Raw genomic sequence first — 22,195 nt, 5'->3', positions numbered from 1 at the left:
GGCCAGAGGTCAAAAAATTGCCGCGATGCAACGCATCGCAGGGACATTTACAAAGCAAAACTCGTGCCCGGAACGACGAAATCCTATTCGTTCGATTCGTGGTTAATCACTTCTCCGGCTTGAACAACTTCCGCCCGATTTGGCTGAAATACTGTGTCCAATTGCTATCCGCGTTGGGGCAGTCGGCCATCAACTGCGAAAAGCTCGCCACCTTGGCATCAAGATTATCAAGCATGTGCAGCGCGATCGCTTCGAGCGTCATGGGTAATTTCGAGCTACCATATTCGTATTCGCCATGGTGGCTGATAATCATGTGCTTCAGCTCAATCAACAAACGCTCCGGAAACGGCTGGCCATCTTGCTGCACGATAGTGCGCACCTTGTCGTCGAGCATTGTCACGCCGATGACCATGTGGCCCAGCAGTTGGCCCTCGTCGGTGTAGGAGATGTCGCGTTCGTAGGCGAGTTCTTCGACCTTGGCCGAGTCGTGCAGAAACGCCCCCATGATGAGTTTGTCTTGCGAGAGTTGCGGATACTTCGGCGCGACAACCAGAATCAATTCCATCAAGCTAAGGACATGCTCGAGCAAGCCCCCTTTGTAGGCGTGATGGTTCTTCATCCCCGCGGGGGCTTGGCAGAACTTGGCCATGAAGGCTTCGTCTTTGAGATAACCTTTCACCAACCGCGCGAGTGGCGGCGATTGCACGCCATTGAGGATTTCAATCAGCCGCTTGCGCATCTTGTCGATGTCGGCCGATTGCAGGGTGATGAAATCCCCTTCATAAACTTCATCCGGCCGCGCGACGCGGATCCGATTGGCGATCAACTGCATGTTGCCTTGAAAGAGCTGCGTCGCACCTTCGACGTGAACAAAGTCGCCATTCTCGAACGCCTTATAATCCGATTCGGTTGCATTCCATAACCGAGCATTCACCGCGCCGCTGCGGTCAGACAAATCGACCTGCAAATACAGATTTCCGTTGCGATTGGGCCGGAGCTGCTTCTCCGACGCGAGAAACACTTGGCTGATAGATTCATTGTGCCCAAGCTGGCTGACAAAACGACGTTCGACCGAAGGCATGATTGTCCGTGATAAGTGGTTGGTGTTAGTAGCCGCGCAGCAACGATTCGCGCCTCTCAAGTTTGCCATCCTACCAGATTCCGGAGGGGTTCGCTGGGGGCCAAAACGGTGCGATTTTCGCGGGCCACCCATTACCGTAGAATGACGGCCCCTTAGAATGCGAAATCACATTCTAGCCACTGACCACTGACAACGAACCACTGACACATCATGCCAGCCAAAACCGCCATTACGCCCACCCGCAGCGAAAACTATCCCGAATGGTATCAACAGGTCGTCAAAGCCGCCGATCTGGCCGAGAACTCCGACGTGCGGGGCTGCATGGTCATCAAACCGTGGGGCTACGCGATTTGGGAAAACATCCAACGCCGCCTCGACGCGATGTTCAAAGCCACCGGCCACGAGAACGCCTACTTCCCGCTCTTCATTCCGATGAGCTTTTTGGAAAAGGAAGCCGAGCACGTTGAAGGCTTCGCCAAGGAATGCGCGGTCGTCACACATCATCGCCTCGAACCAGATGGCAAGGGGGGCTTGCAACCCGCCCCCAGTGCCAAGCTCGAAGAGCCGCTGATCGTGCGGCCCACGAGCGAAACAATCATCGGAGCGACTTTCGCCCGCTGGGTGCAGTCGTATCGCGACTTGCCGATTCTCATCAACCAATGGGCCAACGTGGTCCGTTGGGAACTCCGCACGCGGATGTTCCTGCGGACGACCGAATTCCTTTGGCAAGAAGGTCACACCGTGCACGCCACGGCCGAAGAAGCACAGGCCGAAACGCGGCAGATGCTCGACGTCTATGCCACGTTCGCCGAGAGCGTGATGGCGATGCCCGTGATCAAAGGCGAGAAGACCGCCGGCGAGCGTTTCCCTGGAGCCGTGTCGACTTACAGCATCGAAGCCCTCATGCAAGATCGCAAAGCGTTACAGGCCGGGACGAGCCACTTCCTCGGCCAGAATTTTGCCAAGGCCCAGGAGATCAAATTCCAAAGCGAGGCGGGCGAACTCGAATACGCCTGGACCACGAGCTGGGGCGTGTCGACCCGTTTGATCGGTGGGTTAATCATGACCCACTCCGACGACGATGGGTTGGTTTTGCCTCCCAAGCTGGCACCGGCACAGGTCGTGATCCTGCCCTTATATCGCAACGATGAAGAGCGCGCGGTTGTGTTGCCATATTGTGAAGAACTAAAAACCGAACTCACCGCTCAAAGTTACGACAACGAGCCCGTGCGCGTCCGCATCGACAACCGCGACTTACGCGGCGGCGACAAGAAATGGCAATGGATCAAAAAGGGGGTGCCACTGATTGTCGAAGTCGGCCCGCGCGATATTGCCGACAATAAAGTGATGGTGAAACGCCGCGACACCGAAGGCAAAGGCGAGCCGATTCCGAGAGCCGAATTCATATCATCCGCGGCTCACCGCTTAGCGGAAATTCAAACCAATCTCTTCGACCGCGCGGCCAAGCTCCGTGCCGATGTAACGACTAAGATTGATTCGCTCCCCGAGTTCGAAGAATACTTCGCTGAAACCGCCCCCGGCGGGCTCGCGTATTGTCACTTTGTCGACGGCGAGACGATGGAGGCGAAACTCAAGGAACTGAAAGTAACAGTCCGTTGCGTTCCACTCGATGCCCCCGAAGAATCGGGCAAGTGCATTTTCACCGGCGCACCAAGCACCAAACGCGGCGTATTCGCCAAAGCGTATTAGGACCCGATTATTTTTTTTCTAGCCGGAGGCACACCTGCCTCCGGGTTTTCCCATGGGCTCCATCTCCCCCCCTCATCCCGGGCTCCTCCTCATCGCCGTCAGCTCGCGTTATGACGCCGCGCTTCAGTGGGCCCAGGAAAAAATCTCCGCCGAGTTCGGTGCCCTCGGTGCCGTCAGCCCCGCCTTTGATTTCACCGAAACCGACTATTACAGCGCCACGATGGGCACCGACTTGAAGAAGCAGTTTGTCATCCCCGCGCAGCCGATCGATCCCGGCCAGCTTGCGACGATCAAGCGGCTCACCAATGATTGGGAAGTCGAATATGCTGCCGGTGCGTGTCATCCCGAACCGCGCCCGCTCAATCTCGATCCCGGTTATTTGACGCTTGCCAAACTGGTGCTGGCCTCGACCAAGGACCACGCCCATCGAATCTATTTGGCCGAGGGCATCTACGCCGAAGTGACGCTCAGCTACCGCGCAAAACAGTGGCAGCCGTTCGACTGGACCTATCCCGATTACCGCCGCGCCGATTTTCAGGAATTCTTCACAAGCAGCCGACGCTTACTTAAATCATAAAGCAATTAACCACAAAGGCTACCAAGAACACAAAGGGCCCTTTCAAGAACTTCTTTGTGCCCTTTGTGGCTTCGTGGTCAATTATTGACGCTTTTGTTTTGATCGCGCTACAATAGAGTAATTCAACTTACACCGAATTCGCGGCATCTCCATGAAACCTTTTCTTAGCATCGTGCTCTTCTCCGCCATCGTGGGCGTCGGCTTGGGGTCGGCCTTGGGCTACATCGAAGCGCGACTCCCCGCGAAGATTGTCACGGAAGCCGACAAACCTGCTCCTGCCAGTGAAGCAAAATTGGGGCCGGTAGCCCACGTTCCCGAAACGACATTCAACTTCGACCGTATCGAGCGTGGCACCTCGATGAAGCACAAGTTCAAGATTCGCAACGCGGGCGATCTGCCGCTCAAGGTGGAAGTCCTCACGACCACTTGCAAATGCACCGTCGGAGATTTGCAGAAGAACGAGATTGGTCCCGGCGAAGAGACCGACGTCGAACTTGAGTGGACTGCCAAAACCCCGCCGGGGCCGTTCCGCCACGGTGCGACGCTCAGTACTAACGATCCCAATCAATCGCGAATTGAGTTGGTCGTGGAAGGCGACGTCGTGGAATCGAACACCCTCATGCCTCCCGACCTGTTGTTCAACACTGTCAAAACAAATAGCACCAAGGAAGCCGTTAGCTATCTTGTTTCCAACCTCGAAGACGAAGTGCAGGTGACGAAGTACGAATTCAGCGATCCCGCTGTCGCCAAACAAATCCAATTGACCGTCACGCCGCTGGAAGCCAAAGAGCTCCCCAAATCCGCCCGCAGTGGTGTGAAGATTACCGCCGTTTATACGGCCAGCAAATCGATCGGCCCGTTCTTCACGTGGCTTACGCTCGAAACGAATCTCAAGAATGCGTCGAAGTTGACTTTGCCCGTGACCGGCAATGTGGTGGGGGATATTTCCATCTTCCATCCCGGTTGGTCTCCGCAGCAGGGAGTTTTGCGCGTCGGTCCTGTGTCGAGCAAGGAAGGGAAGAAGCTGCAGCTCAACGTTGCGATTCGTGGCGAGCATGCCCCTGAGACCAAGCTGGATGTTGCTAGCGTCGACCCCGAGGAACTCAAAGTCTCGCTGGGCGAGCCCAAGAAAATGGGCGATCAACTCGTTCACTATCCGCTGACTATCGAGATTCCCGTCGGCACCAAACCAATGGTTCGCATGGCCCGCCCGGGCGAAGAGGCTGACTCGCCCCACGGCGACGGCGTGATCGTGTTGAAATCGACCCATCCCGATACGACCGAAGTTCGCCTGCTGGTACGGTTTTCCGTAGAATAAGCAGAGTTCTTTTCGGGCTTGAATCATTGCTAAGTTCTAGCGGTGACAGCAATTGCGCTGGCCGTTTGGGGGCCAAAAGGCTACGATTCGGCCTTAAACCGGAACATTCGACTTACTGTCAACTGAGTGACCAACCATGCGGTTCAAGGCGGAACAATCTCGATCGAGGCGGCCCTTCGGCGTCGCATTTCTCTTCATGTTTGCGCTTTCGGGCGTTCTTTGGTCGGCCGACACGGGCGGGTACAAGACGCCTGCGGAACGCGAAGCCGAGATCGCCGATGCCATCCAGAAGAACGGCGAGATCCTAGTCGATTGGCCCAAGCCGCAACTCACGCTCGTCTTTTCCGGCGACATGGATGGCTACATCGAACCCTGCGGTTGCGCGGGACTGGAAAACCAACTCGGCGGGCTGAAACGCCGGCACACGTTGCTCAAGAAACTGGAAGCCGATGGTTGGAATCCCGTGCCGCTCGACATGGGCGGACTCGTCAAGCGCACCGGGCCGCAGCAAAACATCAAATACGGTTACGCGCTCAAGGCATTGATCGACTTGGGCTACGATGCTGCTACTTTGGGTGCTAAAGACTTGCAGCTTTCCAGCGATCCGATTTTGTATGCGCTGGCCAACATCGATCAAAAGGACAATCCGCTCGTCTCGGCGAACATCGATTTCTATGGCATGACCAAACCGTTCACAATAGTGGAAGCCGGCGGCAAGAAAGTGGGCGTTACGGCGGTGATGGGCGAGAAGTATCGCAAAGAGCTTGCTGCTTCAGGCGAGTTCGATATTTCCGATCCCGTCGCGGCAATCGAAACAGTCTTGCCCGAGCTTGAGGGAACCGATCTCAAAGTTTTGTTGGTGCATGGCACGCCTGAGGAAGCGGCCGCACTGGCCAAGCAGTTCCCAATTTTCAATTTCGTGGGGACCACTGGCGGCGCCGAAACGCCCCCCAATCGCGCAAAGGCGATTCCCGGCATCGAGCCCTACATCATTGAGACGGGCAGAAAAGGACAGTACGTCACGGTCATCGGCGTCTACGACAATCCCCAAGAACCGTTCAAGTATCAGCGCGTGCCGCTCGATCATCGGTTTGAGGATTCCCCCGAGATGCAGCAACTTCTGATCGATTATCAAAAGGAATTGGAAACGACCACACTCGCCGGTCTAGGACTCATGGGCGTGAAGCATCCCGACGATTCCTTCGCCGGTAGCCAGGTCTGCGGCGACTGCCACACTGAAGCGATGGCCGTGTTCGAGAAAACTCCGCATGCCCACGCGACTGAAACGTTGGTGAAGCTCGATCCGCCACGGCAGTACGATCCCGAATGCTTGAGCTGCCACGTGACGGGCTGGAACCCACAGGAATACTTTCCCTATGTGTCGGGCTTCATGGGAATGAAGGAATCGCCGCTAATGGTGGGCAACGGCTGCGAAAATTGTCACGGCCCTGCCGCTTCGCACGTCGCCGCCGAGAGTGGGGATGAAGAAGTGACAGACGCCGAGAAAGAATCGCTGCGAGCTGCCTTGCGGCTTAAGATTCAACCCAACGAAGGCAACGTCAACGGCGCGACGCCGCCCCAAGTCACCGGCAAGGTCGTCGAGATGTGCATGCAATGCCACGATCTCGACAACAGCCCCGAGTTCGACTTCCAGAAATACTGGCCCCAGGTCGAACACCACGGTAAAGAATAGCGGACTAGTCGCTTAAGCGACCAATGTAGTTAACCTTCCAACTCCGCCATCGCTTCGTCGGGGATATTGAAATTCGCGGAAACAGTTTGCACGTCGTCGTGCTCGTCGAGGCCTTCCATCAGCTTCAGGACCGCGCGAGCCGTGTCGACGTCGAGGTCGACCGTGTCCTTGGGGATCCGCGTGATTTCGCGTGAGGTGGTGGCGATTCCCGCGGTGTCGAGAGCTTCGCAGACCGCGCCAAACACGTCGGGTTCGGCGATCACTTCGTAGCTATCGTCGTAGGTTTTTACGTCGTCGGCGCCGGCTTCGAGGGCGAGCTCCATGAGCTTTTCTTCATCAGACTGCGCCTTATCGATGATGACCAAACCTTTACGGTCGAACATCCAGGCCACGCAGCCAGTTGCACCTAATTTACCGCCAGCATATTCGAAGATCTTGCGCACCTCGGGAGCGGTGCGGTTGCGGTTGTCGGTGAGAATTTCACACAGCACAGCCACGCCACCTGGCCCGTAACCTTCGTACAGAATTTCGTCGAGGTTGCCACCTTCCAATTCGCCCGTGCCTTTTTTGATGGCCCGTTCGATATTGTCCTTAGGCATGCTGATCGCTTTGGCGTCGTTGATCGCGTAGCGCAAGCGTAAGTTTGTGGCCGGGTCGCCGCCCCCCATTTTGGCAGCCAAGATGATGGCCTTGGAGAGCTTGCTCCAAACCTTGCCACGCTTTTTGTCGATTACTGATTTCTTTTGGGCGATGTTCGCCCAATGGGAATGGCCAGCCATAGCAGAATTTATTCAGGATGTTGCGGGAGGTTTCAGATGGATGTCATCCCGAGGGGAGTTGTACGACCCGAGGGATCTGGTTTGCAGTATCAACTCGCATCGAAACCGTGTGAGTTTGCTAGCCAGATTCCTGTGTCGCCTAGGCTCCTTCGGAATGACTAGGTAAGACTACTTCGGCTTCTTCTTCGCCAATTTCTTGGTCGGCGATTTCTTCGTGGCCGCGGGCGCCGCCTTGGCGGGGACTTTCTTCACGGCCTTTTTCACGGGAGCCGCTTTGGCTTCGGTTTTCTTTTTCACCGGTGCAGGAGCAGCAGCTTTCTTGGCATCGGCCTTTTTGGGTTCGGCTTTCGCTTCGACCTTTTTGCCGTCGGTGGCTGCTGTTTTCTTTGCGTCCGCTTTCTTCGCGGCTTCAGGAGCCGGTGCGGGGGCTTCTTCCGCGGCCGGTTTCACGTGACGCTTCGGCAAGCGATCTTTGCAGCCCGGATCGATCTCGAGCAAGATCTTGCGAATCGTCGGGCCCAACGGGCTGCGATGCAGTTCAACGCCCAGCTGGTGGAGCAGCGAACCGATCTCGGCACCCTTGGTTTTGGGCACGGCTCGTTCCAAGCCCGGCACACCCCCCTTGGCAGCTTCGGCGTCGGTGACAACCCCCACCACCCGCATCGCTTCAAGCAAACCTTGGTTGATGGGAATCGAATGCCCCCCCAAACCGTGCTGCGTCACATAAGCAATGCTGAACGGTGTCGTGCCGTGGAACTTTTCAAACTGCTTGATTGTCGCCCCAAGATTCTGTTTTTTAAGCGGCTCAAGATCAAACGTGTATTGTGTTTCAAACACGCTCTGCAACACGCGCTTCACCCGCGTGGCGGCATCTTCGGAATCGTTGAGCGGCTTCATAACTTCGGCCAGCTCGCGAATCGACGACACCCGCACTTCATTCCAATCGAAGTAATCCGTCTGGAGCGCCGCGACCACCTTGTCGGCGTCTTCGTACAGCGAATTCTCCACGCAACTAGCAAAGATAAGATGTTCGAGCACGTTGCGCTCGCGCGGAGCTTCCACGGGCTTGTAATACTTCTTAGCGACCTTAATGACCTTGTTGATCAGAGCTGCGCGATTATTGCTTGCCATCGAAAGAATTTCTCAAATCAAAAATTGAAATCAAATAGACCAATGCCCCTGGCGGCTTAGCTCGCGTGATCTGTTAGCGCGATTCCTCATCCTCAGCGGACGCCTCATCTTCTCCGGAAGATTGTTGATCATCCTCCTCGCCGGCCCACTGCTCGGCCAATTCGTCGAACTCCGACGATTCCGAGTCATCCTCCTCGTTCTGGGGTGCCTCATCATCCGGCAGCATCTCGTTGAGCATCTTGGCGATGGCGATCGATTTCTTGACCCCCATGTCCAGCTCGAAACGAATCACCGGCGTGTAACGGGTGTCGATCCGCTTGGCGATCTTTTGCTGGAGGAACCCGGCCGAGCTTTGCAGGCCTTTTAAGCATAGCTTTTGGGTCGAGTCGCTCCCCATGATCGATACGTGGACCTTGGCAACCCGCATATCCGGAGAAACTTCGACAAACGTTACCGTCACACCCTGAATCCGCGGATCCCGCAGATCGGTGAGAATCGCCATGCTGACCACCTCGCGAATCGCTTCGGCGGCTTTGAGAACGCGTCTGGATGTCATGGTCGTCCTTAGGAATCAACAGACTCGTCGAAGGTCCGTCCCACTTCTTCCACTTTGTAAACTTCGAACAAATCCCCTTCGCGGATATCGTTGTAACCAGCCAGCTTGATGCCGCACTCGAGGCCTTCGCGAACTTCCTTAGCGTCGTCCTTCTCGCGCCTGAGCGTGTCGATGGCATAATCGCCGATGATCGTGCTGTCGCGAATAATTCGCGCCCGGGCGTTGCGAGCAATCGTTCCCGAAAGCACGCGACAACCAGCGATCGCACCGATGCGGCTGATCTTGTACACCTGCTGCACCAAAGCGCGACCCAAATCGACTTCGCGTTCCTCGGGCTTGAGCATCCCTTCCAAGGCCGCTTTGATATCTTCGGCGATCTTGTAAATGATGTCATAACGACGGATCTGTACGCCCCGCTGATCGGCCATCGAACGGGCCCGGTCGTCGGCAACGACATTAAAGCCCACGACGATCGCATCCGAAGCATCGGCCAGCGTGATGTCGGCTTCGCTAATGCCACCGACCGCCGCTTGCAGCAGCCGCAACTTCACTTCGGGATGCTCGAGCTTGGTCAGTTCTTTTTTAATCGCTTCAATCGAGCCGCGAACGTCGGCCCGCAAAATAATGTTGAGCGTTTGAACTTCGTTGTCATTATCCAATCGATCAAACAAGGTTTCGAGCGTCACATGCTGTGCGACGTCGCCCAATTCAATGGTCCGTTGTTCTTCGGCGCGAGCCGCCGCGATCGTGCGGGCATCGGCGATATCGTCGAGCACGTAGAAATGGTCGCCCGCCCCGGGGGCGTCATCAAAGCCGGTGACGTTCACGGGAACGCTCGGGCCGGCTTCTTCATAACGCTTGTGGGGATCGAGTGTGTCGTACATCGCTTTGACGCGGCCAAAAGTCTGACCGCACACCAGCACGTCGCCCACGCGGAGCGTACCGTTCTGCACGATCAACTTGGCCACGATACCGCGACCCGTTTCCTGTTGAGCTTCCAAACAGGTTCCCAGGGCAGGGCGGTTGGGATTGGCTTTGTATTCATGCAGTTCTGCGACCGTCAGCAAGGTGTCGAGCAAATCGTCGATCCCCGCGCCGGTCGTCGCACTGGTTTTCACAACTTCGACGTCGCCGCCCCATTCACTCGGCAGCAGGCCATTGGTCGAAAGCCCTTGCATGGCCCGGTTAATGTCCACGCCGGGAAGGTCGGTCTTATTCAAAGCGACGACAATCGGCACTTCCGCCGCGCGGATATGGCTGATCGCTTCTTCGGTTTGTGGCATCACGCCGTCGTCGGCAGCCACAACCAATACGGCAATGTCGGTGACGTTCGCACCACGAGCACGCATCGCGGTAAAGGCTTCGTGGCCCGGCGTATCGACGAACGAAATCTGCCGACCACCCTTATCAATTGTGTAAGCGCGAATGTGCTGCGTAATACCACCACTTTCGCCGCTCACCACGTTGATGCCGATAATGCGATCCAACAACGAAGTCTTGCCGTGGTCGACGTGACCCAGGAAGGTAATCACCGGAGGACGTGGCTGCAATTCTGCAGGATCGTCTTCGCGATCACGAACGTCCGCGAGCAATTCATCTTCGACGCTGACCGCATCCTTGAGCTCGATGTCGACCCCCATTTCCGCGGCAATCAACTGGGTCATGTCGGCATCGATGACAGCGTTGATTTTTGCCATGATCCCTTCTTGCATCAGGATGCGCAAGATTTGGCTCGCGGGCACGCCCGCGGCTTCCGAAAACTCACGCACCGTGCAAGGGAGCTGCAACGAAACTTTTTCCTTACGAGGGGCTGCGGTGCTGACGCCGGCGCGGCGCGGGCGTCGCAACAACTTGCGCGGACGGTATTCGTCGCTCGCACCTTCGCGCTCCTTTTGCGTTTGACGCTGACGGCTTAGTTGCCGTTGCTCGCGTCCCCCCAAAATCGGAGCATCGCCTTCGCCGGCAGCTTTACCCTTACCAGGACCTTTTTTGGCTTTATTCAGGGCCGAGGCGTCGTCGGGAGCAGGCACACCCAAGGCCTTCGCCCGTTTCTTCGCTTCGAGCGTTTCTTCATGACGACGCAGATGAGCCGCGAGAGGTTTGCCACTACTTTTGCCTGCCCGCAAAGCGTCGGCGGGCAATTTCAGGTCAGGCTTTTGTGTGGGGACTTCGGGAGCCGCTGAAGGAGGCGGCGAATCGGACATCGGAATGGGCGCAAGTTTGATCGTTGGCCGAACACGCGGTGTGTTGCCAGCAGGGCGGTTTTCGCGATCACCGCGGTCTTTTTCCTTCGTGCCACCGGGGCCAATCGTGGGAAGTTTGCCACCTCGGTGGGCACCGGGGCCAATGTACTCGTCACGACGCATGACGCCCGAGAGCGGTCCGCGCGCGGCAGCTTCCCGCTTGGGAGGAGCAGCAGCCGGGGGAGGAGTGGGAGGGGCTTCCGCAGCGGGAGGAGCTTCTTGTTCTTGCTCCTCCTCGGGGCCTTCTTCTTCGGGACGCTTTTTGCGCAGACCCGCCAACGGAGAGTGCGGACGCGGTGCGGCAAGCACCGGCATCTTGCCCGTCTTCACCGTCACGTCTTTGGGCCGCTCGACCGGCGGAGCGGCTTGTTTGGACTTGGGAGCCGCCTGGGCACCTGGGTTTTTGAAATGCTCGCGGAGCTTGACTTCTTCTTCGTCCGTCAGACTTGCAAGCGCAGAGCCTTTACCGCGGATACCTAGCTTTGCGCAGATATCCACCAGCTCTTTGCTGTCTAACTTGAGTTCTTTCGCCAATGAGTAAATACGGGACGCCAAATCAAATTCTCCGTGAGAGCCGCAGCTACAAAACTTTGTTGATCTGTGGGGCTCTCTGTTAGTGTCTAAAAACCTAGGAAACCATAACGATCATCCTCCTCATAACACGACGGTTAACATTCAAGAAACTACTCAGGTCCGCCCCCTGAGTTTTCCGGGCCCGCGGAAGGTTCTTCCGGGGGAGCAACTTTTTCATAATCGGGGGGAACTTCTTCGGCTGCCGTTGCCGCCGCGATCCGATCCTCTTCACGTTTTGCCCGGCGAGCCGCAGCTGCCGCGGCTTCGGCTTCTTCAGCCCGTGCTTCCGCTTGCTCGACGATCAAGTTGACTTGATCTTCACTGAGGCCACCCATCTCCATCAGATCATCAGGCTCGATGATCGACAGGTCGTCGTAGCTCAGGAAGCCTTCTTCCACCAATTTTTCGGCCAATTCCTGGGCCACGCCGTCAATCGCACTGAAGCCTTGCACGGCGCGATCGATCGATTCGGCCAACTCGTCCTGGGTCATGATTTCGATGTCCCAGCCCGACAGCTTGCTGGCAAGCCGCACGTTCTGACCCCGTCGGCCAATGGCCAGCGACAGTTGGTCCTCACGAACCAACACGATGGCCCGGCCCAGCATGCGGCACAAAATCACTTGCTCGACTTCCGCCGGTTGCAGGGCGTTGGGGATCAGCACTTCGAGATTGTCGTCCCAGCGGACGATATCGATACGCTCACCACCCAATTCGTCGACGATGTTCTTGATCCGGTTGCCACGCACGCCCACGCAGGCACCAACGCAATCGACGCGCTGATCGCTGCTGCTCACGGCCACCTTGGAACGGTAACCCGGCTCGCGGGCGATCGCGCGAATTTCAATCACGCTATCGATGATTTCGGGAATTTCTTGCTCGAACAGCCGCTGAACCAGCTGCGGACGAGCCCGGCTGAGGATCACCTTGATGCGGCTGCCGCTTTTGCGAACTTCAAACACCGTGGCCCGCACGCGTTCGTTCACGTGGTGCGTTTCGCCAGGAATCTGCTCGCTGCGGGGCAAGATGGCTTCGACGTTGGGAAGCGTGACCGTCGCCGCGCCACCTTCGTAACGCTGCACGACACCGCTCACCATTTCGCCCACCAAATCGGTGTACTCGTCGTACAGGGCATCGCGCTCCGCTTCGCGGATCTTTTGGATCATCACCTGCTTGGCGGTTTGGGCCCCGATGCGGCCCACGGTTTCTTCGGAGTCGAGCAACTCACCGTTGCAGGTGGCCGTGATTGCGCCGTTTCCACGGTCGATCGTAACGGTGATTTCCGACTCTTCGCCGTAATATTTTTTGGCTGCCGAGACGAGCGCGGCTTCGATGCCCTCGAACACAATTTCTTTGTCGATATTTTTGTCGCGATGGATCGCGTCGACGATTCGTAGGACTTCGCTCGCATTCATCTTGTTTGTTCTCCGCGGCGTATTCGCCCGCCGCGCGGCAACCAGGTTGTTCGGATTGTGACAGGGTGTGTGCAACGTCTGGAAACGCCACAAGCGGCAGCCCATCAGAGTCTGTACTCCGACCGGCCCCGCTCGCCAACATAAGCGCGCAGATCACGAAACCCCTTTTACGAACGGTACTTAGCAGTTCGTAATCCCGTAATGATACCCCACCCATTGCGGGTGTCAACCGGCTGAAACAGGATGAAAGTCGGGCTAAAGCAGCTACCGGGCACAAAAACAGCACCGCCCACTCATCCGAGTGTCGGTGCCCCGAAGAGCTGATTCTATCGGTGGGATTTCAGCCGCCCGTCTGCGACCAATTGTGCTCCTCGGCCAGGGTTGGCGGTTCGCTGGCGATGCTTTTCTTGGCGAGCGTCACATTCAAGTCGTTATTCTGCTCGTTTGCTTCCGCCACCAAGTGGTCGGGGTCGACGAGGGCCTGGGCGTGAATATTCTCGACAGGTGCCGAATTGATCCGAATTCGCACCGACTGATTCGGCTGCAGCGGCAAGACGCGTACGTTCTGAGCTTCCAAGTGGTTGGTCTGCGGCTCGCCTAGCGCGACTTCCAAGCGGGTCTCGGGAGAAGCCGTTTGCCCGATGTTTTTGACCGTGAAGGTCAGCACGTTGCCCACCGTCGCGATTTCGGCGATGGTCAAATCGGGGGCCGCAGTGATAACCGGTTTGTAGTGGCTAGCGGCCACAACGGGGTAGCTGCTCGTCGACTTTCGTTGGTAAGCACCGGCATACACCCCGCCGCCACCCTTTTTGGCAGCCTTGCGATCCTTGCGGCGCCCCGCCTCGGCGGAACTCTCAACGGCCAGTAAGGTCACAATCGCCAGGCAAATGATCAGAGCGCGTTTCATTTCGATTTCTCCTGCACTTGGGTGGGTGAGCGAGAAAAAGTTTCGCTCGGTACAGAAAGAAGCGTGAAGGGCGCAGGGGTGTTACAAGAAATTATTTCAGTAGCCGGATCGCAACGTGATCCAGGGAGACTTGCAAAAGACTCCACAATCCCGGGCCGCGTTGCGGCCCGGCTATGCAGAAAGACGCTATACCTTCTTCACAACCACCGCCGTCGCTTGTGCCTGCGGTGTGATGCTCAGCTTCAAGAAGCTGCCGCCGGGCGAGGTGGCTTCTTTGGTCACATTAAGCGGGCAACCCGGATCGGGCGTTTCAAAATTCAGCGTTTGAAACAGTTTGTCGTTCGTAAGCGAGAGCACGCTGGCCACGAGCTCCACAATGCCGCTGCCAGCGCCCAAATTGCCGAAATAACTTTTGGCCGCGGCTACCGGCACCGTCTGCGACGCATCGCCAAAAACTTCAGTGATTGCGGCGGCTTCTTCCGCATCGCCATCTTTGGTTCCCAAGCCATGGGCGTTGATGTGCCCACATTCTGCCGGAGTGATTCCCGCTTCAGACATGGCCGCCTTCGCCACGTTGACGAATGCTTTGGTGCGATTTCCCTGCAAGTGAGAATTCGTCACAACGCTGCTCCCCGAACCGACGAGCTCGGCGTAGATCGTGGCACCGCGCTTTTTGGCCGATTCATATTCTTCCAGAACAATCGCGCCAGCCCCTTCGCCGACGACCATGCCCGTCCGGTTCGCATCAAATGGCCGCGAGGCTTGGCTCGGTTCGCAACCGGCGTTGGCCATTTGCTCAGTTTGTGTGGCGTGTACGGTCTTGAAGGAATGAATCCGAGTGCCGGTGGATCCCGCCACCATCAAATCGGCGTGGCCCCGTTCGATCGTTTGCATCGCTTCGCGCACCGCCATGATGCTCGAAATTTCACGCAACGTGAGTGAATTGTTGGGTCCGCGTAAATCGTTGAGAATCGCGATATGACTTGCCGGCATGTTGGGCAGGAACTTGAGCATCCACAGCGGGCTCATGTCCCCCAGGCCCGTTTGGCCCCAATCGGCGTAAGAAAACTTACCGTTCTTCGCGCCACACTTGATCATGGCCGACGCAAAATCGTCGGGCGGGCTCAGCATGTAGTCGCTGCCATAGACAATGCCACTTCGTTCGGGCGAGACTTCCTCGCTCGTGACCTTGGCATCGACCATCGCTTGTTGCGCCGAAGCCACGGCCATCATCGTTTCGCGGCACATCACTTTTAGCGCCTTCCGAATCGATTTCTTGAGGTCTTTATCTAGCTTGCCGAAGTCTTCAATCTCGCCAGTAAAGCTCGCGCATTCACCGCCGAAAGGAACCAAGTCGGGCAGGGGGGGAATGACGGTCAGCGGAGTTACGCCACTGCGGCCCGCGCTGAGAGCGTCCCACAGTGCAGACACGGAATTTCCCAGCGGACTAATCACGCCCAGGCCGGTGATCACGACGCGGCGTTTTGAAGCAGACGAATTCATCGAAGAACACACGGGTCAAAAGGCAGGAATTTAAGCACTCCAGCATATCCCTCTTGGCGTTGCGCGGCTACCCACGCGAGCCGGGTTGTCCCGACCCCGGTCGTTAATCGCCGTAGCTCGGTTCGCAACGCGATCCTGAAATTGGCCGATTTCTTAATAGCGCCCGTGGTAGGTCTGATTGGGCCGCGACGCCGTTTGTGGGGCGGCCGCCGCGTCGACGGCCAGCGCCGAATTCGCGCCACGGCTTTCCACAAACAGCAAGGCATCCGCCCGCGGCGGCGATTTGAGCATCGGAATGTTGTCGGTGATGATATTCGGCTTCGCGGGGCCCGGTTGAGCCACCACTCCCATGCTTAACAACAACACCTGATCAGTCGGCCAGCGGAATCGTTCGTGCAGTTGCACCATCGTCATCTGCGGCACCTGGCACTCGGTCCGTTGATTCTGTGCCACCGGGCTCGGCACGTCGATTTGCACAGGATAAAACTTTTCCACTTGCGTGAGTTTTAATTTTAGCACCGCATCCACGGTCTTCGTGTCGAGCGACAGCAACGGACTGAATTCCATGCTGAATCCTTCATCGAACTGGCCCATCTCGGGCTGGAACCCCGGCCATGTTTGCTGCGTGCGAAAGACGCCCTTCGTGTAAGTGATCGGTCGCATCGTCGAGATAACCAGCGATGACCCATTCTGCACCAACTGATGCGGCGCATTATGCTCGCGATAATCGCTGCGACGCTTCAACTCGGAAACCAACAAGGCCGCGTCTTCCTTGGCCATGATCCAACCTTGCACCCCCGGAGATTGCACGGGTACCGATTGCATCAACGGCAAAGCCTTGGTGCGCCAGTTCGGACTGTCGATGGTCACCACTCGCAGACCAAAACCCTGATTCCCAGCCACATTGTTGACGAACCGATCGACAATATCCGCCACGATGGCTTGCATGTCGGGCGTGTGATACACCCGCAATGTCTTCTTGTCGGCGCTCAACAAACCGACAGGCGTTGAATGCCACGCTTCGTAGCCCGTTTCGCGCAAAATCCAATCGACGATCGCCTGCTCGGGTGCGGTCGTGTTTTGCACTCGCATCGTGTAAGGCGTAATGTCATATTCGCGCCACACCTGACCATGATCGCTAGGTAGCGCACCGCTCCCGTTGGTGACCTGCGCATGCGTGACCTGCGGCATATTCGGAGTCGGCGTCACCGGCGAACTACCAGCACCCGAGCCTCCTACAGGCGAGCCTCCCGCGTAAGCGGAAGGAGTTCCCCCACCCGGCGGCGATTGCCAACTACTCGCGCCGGCTGGGCCCACGTCGAAGCCTTGCGCGACGACAAACGAACTATTAATTATTAGTATGGCAAACAGTGCGAGGCGAAGCGGCATCGCTGATTCCTCATAGAAGGAAAAGAAGATTGGGCGGGAAGTATAGAAACCGAGTCTCGGCATCACAAGAGCCACGCAATGCTAGCGGTGCCAGCGAATTTGCCTCAGCGGCTTGTTTCTACAGTGGCGAGTTGGGATTTGGACGTGATATCGACAAAGAATTGTCGAAATGTGTCCGTCAGCAAGTATCTTGCCCCGGCTGACGAAAGATGGTCGTCATCGTTGTAGAGGCTATTGCCTTGTGCGGCAATCAGCGATCGTCGATTTGATCCAAAACAATGGCTCGTTGAGTCGAGCAAAGTAATGTGGTCAATTTTGGCAAGGAGTTCATCGAATCGCTGATGACGGGACTGATGTTGTTCAAGAGTGACACCGTACCATACGTCTGAAATACTTCTTGGCTCGCCTATTTTCCACTCGGCATGCACGGCGACTGCTCGGGGCACGTCGCAATCTTGAAGTGGCACTTCTTGGGCAACCCACACGCGTACATTGCGCTTCCGCAACTCTTCAACAGTTCGTTTTAGTCCCCGCTCCAGAACCAAAGTGGCATTTTCGACTGACGGTATGGGCGATTCCAAGTCGATTAATCCTCTTCGTTCTCCGCCGTCTCGATTTGGTTCAAGATAGGATGTCCATCGTGCGGCCAGTATTACGTTCTTAATGTTATGGCGTTCGATGAATTCTAAGACGCATTCATTCCAACGGGTGGCGTGAGGCTCGGTTGCTTCAGTCCAAGCTCCCAGAATCGGAGCTGTCGCGCTTCGAGCGGCAATATATCCGTATACTCCGAACTCCTCTGCGAGATCCTCAAGTACAGGACCTACGAACAAAGCGTGACTATCTCCCCAGAGCAAGAAATCAGGTTCCGTACTTGTCGAAGCAGGTTTTCCTAGTCGTGGAAGTTTAAAAAATCTTCTATTCGTTCATGATTCGTCTGCAAATTGGTTGGTATGTCCGAGCTGGCAATAAATTGTCTCGTGGGTTCTGAAAATCGATTCGGAAGCCCATTCATATAGATAATGATGCCCGTACTCAGCAACAGAAGAAACGATGACAAAGCCGCCACCATGAACACCTGCCGCGGTTTTTGTGCAGGTGAAGAATGTCTAAACGGGGTTTCGATAAACTTCCACGACAAAACGGCCGCGATAAAGCTGACAACAATCGCAATTGTGCCAGCGGTATGATCGAAGCCAAAAAGGGCGTTCCTCATGAATGCCATAATTGGCCAATGCCATAAATACCATGAGTATGAAATCAGACCGACAAATACGACGGGCTTAAGAGCCAACACGCGACCGATGCTCGTCAAGCCGTGGGTGTTTCCGAGAATGATGAGAACGGTGCCTAACACGGGCACCATCGCGCTGATGCCTGGAAATACCGTATCGCTATTAAAAAAGTAGACGGAATAGAAGATAAGACCGATGCCAATCCAAGAGAACAATTCCTTGGACGTGAACGACAGCTTTATTTTTGTGGGCCATGTTGCTAGTATTCCGCCCGCCAAGAGTTCCCAAGCTCGAGAGGGCAACAGGTAAAATGCAGCGTCAGGATAGCGGGCTGTGGTGAAGACACAAAGAGCGAACGACCCTATGCCAAGTACTAGCAGGCACACGAATAGCTTCCTTGGCCCCAAGCTCGCAAGCAGCATTAATAGCAGGGGGTAAACAAAATAAAACTGTTCCTCGACTGCCAAAGACCACGTGTGCAACAAGGGAAGATATTCAGACGCAACCGCAAAGTAATCTGTATTTCGGTAGAAAAAGATGTTGCCGGAAAAAAGGCATTGCGCAACGGCCGATTTGGCCAGCCCCTTATACTCCTGCGGAAGCATGATGGCGGCACCCACAACCAGCACCATACCCAACATGAACAGCGAGGCAGGGAAAATTCGCCGTATTCGTCTGACCCAAAAGTCTGTCAGAGAAAAACTCTCCTTACCCATCGCCCTTAGAATCAAACTTGTAATGAGAAAACCAGAAATAACAAAAAAAACATCCACTCCCACATAGCCGCCATAAACGGGAAACCCAGCGTGAAAAAACACAACGCTCGTTACCGCGACCGCACGAAGTCCGTCTATTTCAGGTCGATATTCCATAGGTCTCTTGGCGTAAGTTCAGAGTCTTAATGCGAGAGTTGTCGCGAAGAATTGCTTGACAGGCTGAATCGAGAAGGTACACATCGTCCAATGAAATGAGCTGTCAACGAAGTTTCTAGGACATTGGTAGAAATCAATGGGATTCAAGCAAGATACGCCTTCTCAACGGCATAAGCGATACATGAGATTGATTGTACTCAATCAAAAGTTTTAGGCAAAAACTTGGCATTTTGGGGGTGGGTCTTTTTTCAACGCTGGTCAGAAGATTCGGATTGTATGGCTTCAGAGGTTAACCACAAACGTCCGAATTAATGCCGGTTTACCGAAGAAATTGCCGTATGACGGCGAACCCAGTAAAATCCACTTCAGCCTAGATTCCCAGCCATCGTGCGCGTGCTGCGTGCATGTTCATTTCCTAGCCAGCCCGCACGCGATGACGCTCGAAGTCTGCCATCGTTCAACCAACACCATTCGCCCCTCGCGCGGGTTCACGCTTGTCGAGTTGTTGGTCGTGGTCGCCATCATCGGCGTGCTCGTGGCGTTATTGCTCCCCGCGATCCAAGCGGCCAGTGAAGCCACACGGCGGTCTTCCTGCGTGAATCTCAGTGAACCGCAAATCGCGGGCTCACTTTCCGCCTAACAACAAAATCGCCAAACTCGCGCATACCGTAGTGCGTCACTGTGTTCAACTGCTCAATCGCAAGGTCCACGCTTTCAACAAACAATTCATTCTCATCGAATCCGCCCTGCGAGCCCGCTTCAGCGGGCGGTGCAGCGAATGATACGTAAGAATTTCCAAGCATCAACGACACAGACGTTTCCTGATCGTCCTCGACACCCTCATCTTCAATAATCGCAGTCAGCGCCGATAACGTCCCGCCACCATACTCTTCCTGCCAAGTCTCCAGATCATCACTGCTGAACGGATCAGGCGATTCTCCACGCTGCCAGGTGAGAAAATCACGCCCCGTCACCGCGCCGTCGTCGTTGAAGTCACCCGGCAACGAAACCGAAGCCTGTGTCTCAAACGCTCCCATATCGATTCGCCCATTTGCAACGCGGTCATATCCTGTACCCCGTTGATCGTAATCCGGCGGCGAAGTAAATGCTGGATTACCGGCATGAATCGCCGGGCTGCCGGGAAGGAGTGCATGCGTCAACGTTGGTCCGCCATTGTCAGCCAGAGTGCCGAGGAGTGGATCGACCGGTGTTCCGGACGTGCCGATTTGATTGCCAGTGCCTGGCGTGATCGTGGCCCCCGTGTCGACGCCGATCAAGCTGTAAGTTGGAGCAAACGATCCGGCCCCCTTGAGGTCATCGTCATCGGTATTGCCTCGCGTGTTGCGGGCGACGATCGTGTTGTTCAGATTCACCGCGGCCGTCGAAGCAAAAATTCCACCGCCGTTGCCGAGCGAACCGCCACCATATCCAAGGTAGCCATAGCTCTCGGGGCCGTTGAGACCCGTGGTATTTCCCGTGATTGTGCTGTGCGAAAGTGTGAGAACTCCGGCGCCTGTGATAAAAATGCCGCCTCCATCGCCGCCATTGCCGGCATAGCTCCGTCGTCCATCGGCGCCCCCTCGCCCCGTCGTGTTGCCCGAGACCGTGCTGTTGGTAATTTGTTTTGGCGAGCTTCCGCTCAGCCATATCCCTCCGCCCGCACCCCCGTCCGCTTCACCACCAGCGCCTCCCTGTCCCGTGGTATTACCAGAAATTGTCGAACCATGGATTGTCACGGCACCGAGCACGGCGATGCCACCCCCTTCGCCGCCAGGTGAGGCGCCATAGCTGACACCCCTGCCATTGCCGGTCGAGTTGCCAACAACCGAGCTTTCGTGCATGACCAAGTTTCCACCGGCGAAAATTCCGCCGCCAGCGCCGCCCCGACCACCCTTGCCATAAGCAAAGGTGCCTCCTCCTTCACCTGAACGATTACCACTAATCGTACTGGCGAGAATCGTCAGTGTGCCCGAGGAACGAATTCCCCCCCCCGCGCCACCGTGGCCTGACGTCGTTCCTTGGGTTCGGCCACCGTCACCCGCGTTGTTGCCGGCGATTGTGGAATTGATGATCGTGGCAGCGCTTCCCAAAAAGAGCCCGCCACCGTCGCCCCCGTTGCCACCTATCTCATACGGGCTCGAAGCTGCACTATCACCAGCGCTGTTGCCGCTGATCGAGCTATTGCTGATCTCGATTTCTCCGGCCGCCCACATTCCACCCCCGGAGCCGCCTGCATAACGCATACTTGCCGTGCCGACTTGATTGTCTTGAAGCAACACATCATCGAGCGACACGCTACCCTCGGCATAGATGCCTCCCCCATGGCCACTCTCGCCGCCGAAGGTTCCTCCGCCATCTCCGGAAGTATTGCCCGAGATCGTCGAATCAGTAATTGTTAGCGAGCTGCCATCAAACCAGATTGCTCCGCCATGCCCCCCTCGGCCGTTGACTCCTCCTCCCTGACCTGCGGAATTGGTCGCCAGCAGACTACCTGAAATGGTGAGCGTCCCCAGAGCAGCAATGCCGCCTCCGTCACCGCCCCGGCTTCTATCGGAATAGAGGGACTCCCCACTTTGCGAGGCAGCGTTGGTGGTAATCTGACTATCAACAACAGTTAAAACTCCATCCGACCAAATGCCGCCCCCTGAAAACCCAAACGCATCATTACCATACGGTTCGTTACGAAAACCGCCCGTCGCATTACCGGTGATGACGCTTTGGCTGAGGGTCAAACTTTCAACATTCGAAATCGCTCCCCCGTCGCCAGCGACGTCACCTCCCGTTAAAGTGAGACCGCTGATTGCCACGTTGATTGCATTTTCAGCATCACCATCGTCAACCCTGAAGAGACGACTCCCATCGCCGTCGTTTGTTTCTGGTGTCGGATCGTTGCCGCTGGCGTCGATTGTTAATAGAGCATTACCGGGCCCTTCGATCGTCACGTCATCGCTAATCACCAGTTCGCCAGCGGTCAGCGAAATGCTCCCCGACACTCCCGCGAACTCAATCTCATCCGTGCCAACCAAGGCGTTCGCATCAAAGATCGCTTGCCGCAGACTCCCCGGCAATTGCCCCGCGGCTGTCACAGGAGCATCGAGCAGATTCGTGACCGTAAACGTCGCCAGCATCCGGCGATCTTCCAAGGACTCAACCTGCATCTGACGACGAAGTGACATAACTTGTTCCTTGCGCTAAGTCCATAAATTCAGAGAACAG

General features: G+C 56.3%; 15 protein-coding genes and 2 pseudogenes. 5 read left to right on the top strand and 12 right to left on the bottom strand.

The annotated features are described in order from the left end of the window. Window positions 1–106: 106 nt before the first annotated feature. Entirely contained in the window at window positions 107–1,150 is a 1,044-nt protein-coding gene (locus AC6T8Q_RS04115; protein ID WP_500677870.1) for a 3'-5' exoribonuclease YhaM family protein, read from the bottom strand. Window positions 1,151–1,291: 141 nt separating this feature from the next. On the opposite strand from AC6T8Q_RS04115, the gene proS reads away from it, so the two are divergent. From proS to AC6T8Q_RS04095, 4 genes are all read left to right on the top strand, one after another. Then, window positions 1,292–2,791: a proline--tRNA ligase gene (gene proS, locus AC6T8Q_RS04110; RefSeq protein ID WP_500677869.1), complete on the top strand. Its 1,500-nt coding sequence runs from the start codon at window positions 1,292–1,294 to the stop codon at window positions 2,789–2,791. A 52-nt stretch (window positions 2,792–2,843) separates the two neighbouring features. After that, window positions 2,844–3,368: a DUF4416 family protein gene (locus AC6T8Q_RS04105; protein ID WP_500677868.1), complete on the top strand. Its 525-nt coding sequence runs from the start codon at window positions 2,844–2,846 to the stop codon at window positions 3,366–3,368. Between the two features lie 151 nt (window positions 3,369–3,519). Continuing rightward, window positions 3,520–4,686 carry a DUF1573 domain-containing protein gene (locus AC6T8Q_RS04100; protein WP_500677867.1) on the top strand — a complete coding sequence of 389 codons (1,167 nt, stop codon included), beginning with the start codon at window positions 3,520–3,522 and terminating at the stop codon, window positions 4,684–4,686. A 196-nt stretch (window positions 4,687–4,882) separates the two neighbouring features. Beyond that, entirely contained in the window at window positions 4,883–6,379 is a 1,497-nt protein-coding gene (locus AC6T8Q_RS04095; RefSeq protein WP_500677866.1) for a multiheme c-type cytochrome, read from the top strand. Window positions 6,380–6,408: 29 nt separating this feature from the next. Here the strand turns inward: AC6T8Q_RS04095 and AC6T8Q_RS04090 are convergent, their stop codons facing one another. The 10 genes and pseudogenes from AC6T8Q_RS04090 to AC6T8Q_RS04045 all read right to left on the bottom strand — a co-directional run bounded on the left by AC6T8Q_RS04090 (window position 6,409) and on the right by AC6T8Q_RS04045 (window position 18,979). After that, the gene (locus tag AC6T8Q_RS04090; protein WP_500677865.1) at window positions 6,409–7,158 is read right to left on the bottom strand and encodes a YebC/PmpR family DNA-binding transcriptional regulator; all 750 of its coding nucleotides are present in this window, start codon (window positions 7,156–7,158) and stop codon (window positions 6,409–6,411) included. 168 nt (window positions 7,159–7,326) lie between these two features. After that, window positions 7,327–8,289 carry a hypothetical protein gene (locus tag AC6T8Q_RS04085; RefSeq protein ID WP_500677864.1) on the bottom strand — a complete coding sequence of 321 codons (963 nt, stop codon included), beginning with the start codon at window positions 8,287–8,289 and terminating at the stop codon, window positions 7,327–7,329. A 73-nt stretch (window positions 8,290–8,362) separates the two neighbouring features. Further along, window positions 8,363–8,845, bottom strand: coding sequence for a 30S ribosome-binding factor RbfA (gene rbfA / locus AC6T8Q_RS04080; protein WP_500677863.1), 483 nt, complete (start codon window positions 8,843–8,845; stop codon window positions 8,363–8,365). 8 nt (window positions 8,846–8,853) lie between these two features. Beyond that, window positions 8,854–11,643, bottom strand: coding sequence for a translation initiation factor IF-2 (infB, locus tag AC6T8Q_RS04075; RefSeq protein WP_500677862.1), 2,790 nt, complete (start codon window positions 11,641–11,643; stop codon window positions 8,854–8,856). A gap of 128 nt (window positions 11,644–11,771) precedes the next feature. Next, window positions 11,772–13,073, bottom strand: a complete 1,302-nt coding sequence (gene nusA, locus AC6T8Q_RS04070; RefSeq protein ID WP_500677861.1) for a transcription termination factor NusA — start codon at window positions 13,071–13,073, stop codon at window positions 11,772–11,774. Between the two features lie 340 nt (window positions 13,074–13,413). Next, a complete protein-coding gene (locus AC6T8Q_RS04065) occupies window positions 13,414–13,980 on the bottom strand; it encodes a CARDB domain-containing protein (RefSeq protein ID WP_500677860.1) in 567 nt (188 codons plus the stop codon). 186 nt (window positions 13,981–14,166) lie between these two features. After that, window positions 14,167–15,483, bottom strand: a complete 1,317-nt coding sequence (locus AC6T8Q_RS04060) for a beta-ketoacyl-[acyl-carrier-protein] synthase family protein (protein ID WP_500677859.1) — start codon at window positions 15,481–15,483, stop codon at window positions 14,167–14,169. Between the two features lie 153 nt (window positions 15,484–15,636). After that, window positions 15,637–16,872 (bottom strand): hypothetical protein, encoded by a 1,236-nt coding sequence (locus AC6T8Q_RS04055; protein WP_500677858.1) that lies wholly within the window; start codon window positions 16,870–16,872, stop codon window positions 15,637–15,639. Between the two features lie 104 nt (window positions 16,873–16,976). Continuing rightward, window positions 16,977–17,747 (bottom strand): annotated as a pseudogene (locus tag AC6T8Q_RS04050) (SGNH hydrolase domain-containing protein); the annotation flags it as partial. A gap of 17 nt (window positions 17,748–17,764) precedes the next feature. Continuing rightward, a complete protein-coding gene (locus tag AC6T8Q_RS04045) occupies window positions 17,765–18,979 on the bottom strand; it encodes an acyltransferase family protein (RefSeq protein ID WP_500677857.1) in 1,215 nt (404 codons plus the stop codon). 433 nt (window positions 18,980–19,412) lie between these two features. Here AC6T8Q_RS04045 and AC6T8Q_RS04040 point away from each other — a divergent pair. Continuing rightward, window positions 19,413–19,580, top strand: a pseudogene (locus tag AC6T8Q_RS04040) (type II secretion system protein); the annotation flags it as partial. A 1-nt stretch (window position 19,581) separates the two neighbouring features. Here AC6T8Q_RS04040 and AC6T8Q_RS04035 read toward each other — a convergent pair. Continuing rightward, a complete protein-coding gene (locus AC6T8Q_RS04035; protein ID WP_500677856.1) occupies window positions 19,582–22,155 on the bottom strand; it encodes a choice-of-anchor Q domain-containing protein in 2,574 nt (857 codons plus the stop codon). Window positions 22,156–22,195: the final 40 nt, after the last annotated feature.

This window comes from Bythopirellula sp. (genome assembly GCF_041737835.1).
Lineage (GTDB): Bacteria > Planctomycetota > Planctomycetia > Pirellulales > Lacipirellulaceae > Bythopirellula.
This window is presented reverse-complemented; position numbering and strand designations above follow the sequence as displayed.

Bases quoted from the DNA above. Each gene is read 5' to 3' on its own strand.
- AC6T8Q_RS04115 (WP_500677870.1), bottom strand. From the start codon at position 1,150: ATGGCAAACTTGAGAGGCGCGAATCGTTGCTGCGCGGCTACTAACACC.
- proS (WP_500677869.1), top strand. From the start codon at position 1,292: ATGCCAGCCAAAACCGCCATTACGCCCACCCGCAGCGAAAACTATCCC.
- AC6T8Q_RS04105 (WP_500677868.1), top strand. From the start codon at position 2,844: ATGGGCTCCATCTCCCCCCCTCATCCCGGGCTCCTCCTCATCGCCGTC.
- AC6T8Q_RS04100 (WP_500677867.1), top strand. From the start codon at position 3,520: ATGAAACCTTTTCTTAGCATCGTGCTCTTCTCCGCCATCGTGGGCGTC.
- AC6T8Q_RS04095 (WP_500677866.1), top strand. From the start codon at position 4,883: ATGTTTGCGCTTTCGGGCGTTCTTTGGTCGGCCGACACGGGCGGGTAC.
- AC6T8Q_RS04090 (WP_500677865.1), bottom strand. From the start codon at position 7,158: ATGGCTGGCCATTCCCATTGGGCGAACATCGCCCAAAAGAAATCAGTA.
- AC6T8Q_RS04085 (WP_500677864.1), bottom strand. From the start codon at position 8,289: ATGGCAAGCAATAATCGCGCAGCTCTGATCAACAAGGTCATTAAGGTC.
- rbfA (WP_500677863.1), bottom strand. From the start codon at position 8,845: ATGACATCCAGACGCGTTCTCAAAGCCGCCGAAGCGATTCGCGAGGTG.
- nusA (WP_500677861.1), bottom strand. From the start codon at position 13,073: ATGAATGCGAGCGAAGTCCTACGAATCGTCGACGCGATCCATCGCGAC.
- AC6T8Q_RS04065 (WP_500677860.1), bottom strand. From the start codon at position 13,980: ATGAAACGCGCTCTGATCATTTGCCTGGCGATTGTGACCTTACTGGCC.
- AC6T8Q_RS04060 (WP_500677859.1), bottom strand. From the start codon at position 15,483: ATGAATTCGTCTGCTTCAAAACGCCGCGTCGTGATCACCGGCCTGGGC.
- AC6T8Q_RS04055 (WP_500677858.1), bottom strand. From the start codon at position 16,872: ATGCCGCTTCGCCTCGCACTGTTTGCCATACTAATAATTAATAGTTCG.
- AC6T8Q_RS04045 (WP_500677857.1), bottom strand. From the start codon at position 18,979: ATGGAATATCGACCTGAAATAGACGGACTTCGTGCGGTCGCGGTAACG.
- AC6T8Q_RS04035 (WP_500677856.1), bottom strand. From the start codon at position 22,155: ATGTCACTTCGTCGTCAGATGCAGGTTGAGTCCTTGGAAGATCGCCGG.